The organism is Treponema sp. (assembly GCF_017430385.1).
GTDB lineage: Bacteria > Spirochaetota > Spirochaetia > Treponematales > Treponemataceae > Treponema_D.
Genome location: NZ_JAFRNB010000013.1, coordinates 1 through 4,208, shown reverse-complemented (window position 1 = coordinate 4,208; position 4,208 = coordinate 1). Strand labels below are relative to the sequence as shown.

Here is a 4,208-nt window from a genome sequence, read left to right as displayed (position 1 = left end):
CCACGGACGAACGCTTTGACCACGCGGATTGCGATGAGATTTTCCTGCACCACGCGGTTAAGGCTGTCGTATTTTTGGAGCATCGCACGGAAGCGCGGATAAACTACGATTACGATTGTGACCAAAACTGCCGCAAGAAAAGGAATTACGATGAAAAAAAGCAGGGCGAGCCGCGAATTGATTCTTGTGGCCATGATTGTGCCGAAAATGAGCATGACCGGGGAACGGACGGCCGTGCGGATTGCGTTCTGGTACATGTTCTGCAAGCTGGTGACATCGGTTGTGAGGCGCGTGACCAATGAATCCGTGCCGAAATTGTCCATGTTCGAGAAAGAAAAGTCCTGCACTTTCGCGAAAAGTTTTTTGCGAAGATTTTTTGAGAAACCGAATGCCGCGACCGAAGAAAGACGGCCGCACATTGCCCCGCAGAAAAGAGAAAAACTTGCCATCAAAACCATGAGGAGGCCGCGGGTGAAAACGAAATTGATGTCAGAATTTTTTATGCCTGTATCGACAAGGGTTGCCATCACGAGCGGAATCGTTGTCTCCATGAGGACTTCGCCAAGCATGAAGATTGGTGAGAGAACGGTGAAAATCTGGTAACGGCGTTCCATTCCCGTGGTAATTTTTTTAATGAACATCAAGATTACCCGAATTATCCGAGGGTGCTGTCATAAACCCGGCAGCCTTTTTTGCCGGCATCTTTGACCGCATAAAGAGCCTTGTCCGCCTGATTGAAAAGGTCTTCGCTGTAACCTGTGCGGCAATACGACATTCCGACGCTTATCGATACATTTTTGAAGCCTTCGAGCCGTTCAAGCTGGTTGTTTATGTATTTTATTTTGTCGATGATGACCTTGAAGCCTTCGGTGTTGAAATCAGTGAGGATTACGGCAAATTCGTCGCCGCCGATTCTCGCAATATAGTCTCCGTTTCGGAATGTGTCTTTTAAAATGGAAGCGAAATTCTTGAGAACCGTGTCGCCGCCGGCATGGCCGTAAGTGTCGTTTATGTTCTTAAAATCGTCGATGTCAATGAGAAGCAGGGCAATCCGGGATTTTTGTTCCGCGGAAGCAGCACAAATCTGATCATAAGAACGGCGGTTAAGGATTCCTGTGAGCGCGTCATATTCAGCATCTTTGAGAAGAGTCTGAACTTTGCGCCTGTCAAATTCGTAGATTTTGTCGAAATTGTGTACGATATTTTTAAACTCTTTGAGGCCGATTGTGCTGAGCGCATTAACAACAAGCAAAGCAAGGATGAGGATTCGGAGGCGGTCGATTGTGTTGCCCAGTTTTTCCGTATTATTGTCGAGTTCCTGCTTTACCTCGTCTGAGATTGTGCGGATTGTGTAAAGGCAGTTTTCGTTAAGACGGTTCCGGTAAATGATGTAGCCGTTTCCGAAAAGATTTTTGAGCGCGAGATTCTGAAGTTCGGTCTTTGAAAGCCCCTTATCGCTTGGCCGGAGATTGATTTTTCGGAACTGCTCTGGAATATCGTTTATATCCTGGGCTATGATTTCGTAGCAAAGGCGCATGTCGTACATTTCCATTTCGGTGAGGCTGGCCGCCTGCTTGATTGCTATTTCAAGCCGCTGGAGCGCAACATCCTTGTCCGAGCAGACTGTCTTTAAGTTTTCAAGAGCCTTCTGCTGCGATCTTGTGCTTTCTATTTCTTCGATGTAGGCGATTGCAAAGCGTTCGTCATGATTGACGGCGAACATTCTGGCAAGTTCTGTGAGGTCGTTGGAGCTGGATTTTATTTGCTCGGAACTTTGAAGACAGACAACAAACCGTTCAAGAGAAAGCTTTACTGCAAGATAATTTGAATAGAGGCTGCGAGAAAAAATAATTACAAATGCAAAAATAAGGATAGTGATTACAACAAGAAAAGAACTAAGCAAATTTAGGTCAGAAGATTTTTTCTTGCCGTTAACCTCCAGGTCCTCGCTTATAAAGCTGCTCATTAATCACCTTTTTTTATTTTATTCTATTTTAATTATAATTGATAAATTCCTATTCGACAACAACTTTATCAAAGCCGGCCGCGTACAGCAAAGACTCGATTAATTTTGCCGCCTGAGAATCAGCTTCTTCCAAAAAACCTGTTCCGATGATGTCAGCCGAGGCAGATTCCTGATTGAACCGGATTTCCTGCATAATCTCCTTGATTGAGATTTCGACGAAAATACTCCTGCTCTCATCAAAAACTTCGATATTCGAGATGTCGTTTGAAAGGATTTCAGAATGAGGCAGGCTGACTTTTACGCTTGAACCACGGTCATAAACAGAAAATTTGGCTTTTGAGATGTCAGCAATGCCGCCGCGAATCACGCCCGTGTATTTTATGATGCTGAAACTCTTTGCGAATCCGGCAATCCGTGTTTTTTTGATTGAGATGACATCAGAGTATGTCGTTTTGACGGAGACAAGCTCGGCACACTTTTCAAGTTCCCGGAAAACAATGGCCGAGCTTTTTTCAGTCTTGATTTCGCCCAGCTTCATCCAACCGTATTTTCCGCCAAAAAATAAAGCCGCGCCAAGAACTGCAATCAGAAAAATCTTCGCGAAAATTCTCCCGAAAATTGCGCCTAAAATCTTTGAAATCTTTGAACCGTTCGCACCCTTCTTGTTTTCTTTTTTCATTTTGGACTCCGATTTTTCTTTAAATTTATTTTAACATATTATACACTATATTTTATGGAAAACAATCAGGTAGCCCTCTCACAATCAGAAGTTGACAAGCTTCTCGGCATTCAAAGAGACTCAAAGCCTAGTGAGCCGGTCGCAAAAAAGCAGTACAAAGTAAAAAATTTTCTCTCCGAAGCACAGCTGAACGAAGTCCGTGATATGTGCAAACTTGTCTACAAATACTTCAAGCTTTCCCTTCGCAAGAAATTTGGGGAACCAAAAATCCGTAAGCTCACAATCACTTCTCTTGAGCAGCAGAACATCGATGAATTTTTCGATACGCTCACCGACAACGACTTTGTATACGAGGCAAAATTCGGCAGGGCAAAGGCTTACATCAAATTCGATTCTTTTTTGTTCGGCGCGCTCTCAGGAATGACCATCGACACAAAGCATAAAATCAATTATTTCCAAAGTGAAGTCCTAAAGGATTTCGTGGCTCAGTTCCTTCTTGAAGGATTCGCACGACAGCTCAAAAAGAATTGCAAGACCGAGCTAAAGTCAATTTACAACGAAAACAAGGAAAGTTTCAAAACTGGCAAAACAGGTCTGTGCGTTGCAATCAACTGGAATGAAAACCTGCGCTCATTCGGCATCGAAAAAATCTTCCTTACAAAAGAAGTAATCGGTAAGTTCCGGACAGTAAGCAAATAAAAAAGCCCCTGAAGCAAAAGCCCCAGGAGCATTCATAGTTTTTCATCCACAGATAGGCACAGATTAACAGATTAAAATAAAAATCTGTATATATCTGTGTAATCTGTGGTTAGCTTTTTATGAATTATTTCTTTCTGTCAATCATTTCGATGCACTTGTCGCCGAAGTTGTCAACGGCAACTCCGAGAATCGAAAAGATGACAGCAGAAACAACGATTAAAACAATAGCCAAAAGTCCGAATAACATAAAATCACCTCTATAATTTTTTAAGTTCACAAATGATTTGCCCGCATGAAAAATTTTTCTCTGCGGATTTCTGCAGGAAATGTGAGATTTTCGAAAGTTTATCAAGGATATGCTCAGTCATTTCATTCCACAAAAGAAGAATTTCAAGACGCCCATCAAGAGATTGACTGCAAGCAAAGCAAAATGCAGAGATTCCGCTTGTGCGAGCCGTATGAACGAAAACCCTTCCAAAAGAAGTCGATTTTCCGCCCTTCAAAGACTCACGAAACAAAATATCAGAAAGAATCTGTTTTTTGTCCCGAATGTAGTTTGAGTCAATCAAATCAATAAGCGATGCGAACAAATCATTGTTCTCCCTAAGAATTTGCGGGGAGAAAAATTTTTTCATATAAAATCCTTGTCGTTATCTAAAGAAAATAATGCAACACACGGTCGTCACGACAAAGATGGCAATCAATACAATAGCTCCAGCCATAAAAACTCCAAAATGAGAAATAATTTGCTTTGCAAAATTGCCTTGCGGGTCCCAGCGACGACAAAAAGCAAGGAATCTCCCCAAAGGAGTCCCCCCTTACTTTTTGTCTGCGTCCCACAAGTCAATTTTGAAATTCATTGTT

At 42.5% G+C, this 4,208-nt stretch carries 6 protein-coding genes; 1 reads left to right on the top strand and 5 read right to left on the bottom strand.

Features of this window, described 5'->3' with window-relative positions; all coding sequences use genetic code 11:
- From IJJ71_RS00875 to IJJ71_RS00865, 3 genes are all read right to left on the bottom strand, one after another.
- On the bottom strand, nucleotides 1-641 hold a 641-nt coding region (locus tag IJJ71_RS00875; RefSeq protein WP_296844762.1), incomplete at its 3' end, for an ABC transporter permease.
- Nucleotides 642-655: 14 nt separating this feature from the next.
- Nucleotides 656-1,966 carry a GGDEF domain-containing protein gene (locus IJJ71_RS00870; protein ID WP_296844761.1) on the bottom strand — a complete coding sequence of 437 codons (1,311 nt, stop codon included), beginning with the start codon at nucleotides 1,964-1,966 and terminating at the stop codon, nucleotides 656-658.
- Between the two features lie 49 nt (nucleotides 1,967-2,015).
- Nucleotides 2,016-2,645 carry a DUF4230 domain-containing protein gene (locus IJJ71_RS00865; protein ID WP_296844760.1) on the bottom strand — a complete coding sequence of 210 codons (630 nt, stop codon included), beginning with the start codon at nucleotides 2,643-2,645 and terminating at the stop codon, nucleotides 2,016-2,018.
- Between the two features lie 54 nt (nucleotides 2,646-2,699).
- Between IJJ71_RS00865 and IJJ71_RS00860 the strand changes: the two genes are divergently transcribed.
- Nucleotides 2,700-3,344 carry a hypothetical protein gene (locus tag IJJ71_RS00860; RefSeq protein ID WP_296844759.1) on the top strand — a complete coding sequence of 215 codons (645 nt, stop codon included), beginning with the start codon at nucleotides 2,700-2,702 and terminating at the stop codon, nucleotides 3,342-3,344.
- Between the two features lie 124 nt (nucleotides 3,345-3,468).
- Here IJJ71_RS00860 and IJJ71_RS00855 read toward each other — a convergent pair whose 3' ends face one another.
- Together IJJ71_RS00855 and IJJ71_RS00850 are read right to left on the bottom strand one after the other, a co-directional pair.
- Nucleotides 3,469-3,591, bottom strand: a complete 123-nt coding sequence (locus tag IJJ71_RS00855) for a hypothetical protein (RefSeq protein ID WP_296844758.1) — start codon at nucleotides 3,589-3,591, stop codon at nucleotides 3,469-3,471.
- A 10-nt stretch (nucleotides 3,592-3,601) separates the two neighbouring features.
- Complete coding sequence (locus IJJ71_RS00850) at nucleotides 3,602-3,979, bottom strand: hypothetical protein (RefSeq protein WP_296844757.1); 378 nt, start codon at nucleotides 3,977-3,979, stop codon at nucleotides 3,602-3,604.
- Nucleotides 3,980-4,208 lie beyond the last annotated feature (229 nt).